This window comes from Stenotrophomonas sp. INTA L402-1 (assembly GCF_059295135.1).
Genome location: NZ_JCAFWP010000193.1, coordinates 1 through 571, shown reverse-complemented (window position 1 = coordinate 571; position 571 = coordinate 1). Strand labels below are relative to the sequence as shown.

The window sequence follows — 571 nt, the reverse complement described above, 5'->3', positions numbered from 1 at the left end:
CGACGCCGGATCGCAGCTGGGATAAACGCCTTCCGGTAGCCGAAGCGGGTTGTGCCGCCGCCATCACGATCAGCTGCGCGGCGATGTAGTGGCAGGCAGGTTTGAAACGTATCTCCGAGGGTGCGCGGCCGTAGGCAACCGCCGCTTGGCTCGCCTCGCGGCGGATGATGTTGTACGCCAGCAGCAGCCCCCATACTTCCTGATACACCAGCTCGACGGTCTTGCTGCGCAGGGTCACTGCATTTCGCTGCATCGAGCTTTTGAGATCGCGGAAACCCAGCTCGATTTCCCAGCGCTCCTGATAGAGCGCGGCTACGGCTTTTGTGCTGTAGGTCCCTGCCGGTAGCGACGTCAGCACCGTCTTGATCCTGCCCTGATGCTCGTAGCTCACTTCACGCACCCGCCAGTGCGTGGGCAGTGCGGGATTCTTCTTCCGCGCCTGTGGAGAAACGCGCATTTCCAGCAGCCGATCATGCGCGTTGTAGCGCTCCACTTCTTCGGCCACCAGATTGCTCCGCGAGGGCGTAAGCCAGTGCCGCTCAGTACCGTTTCCGGCCAGGCTCAACAGCAG

The 571-nt window shown here is 62.3% G+C and carries 1 protein-coding gene; it reads right to left on the bottom strand.

Annotated elements, in window-relative coordinates; genetic code table 11:
* Positions 1–571 (bottom strand): transposase (locus AC5O77_RS22285; RefSeq protein ID WP_494507234.1); only part of this gene is annotated, 571 nt, incomplete at both ends.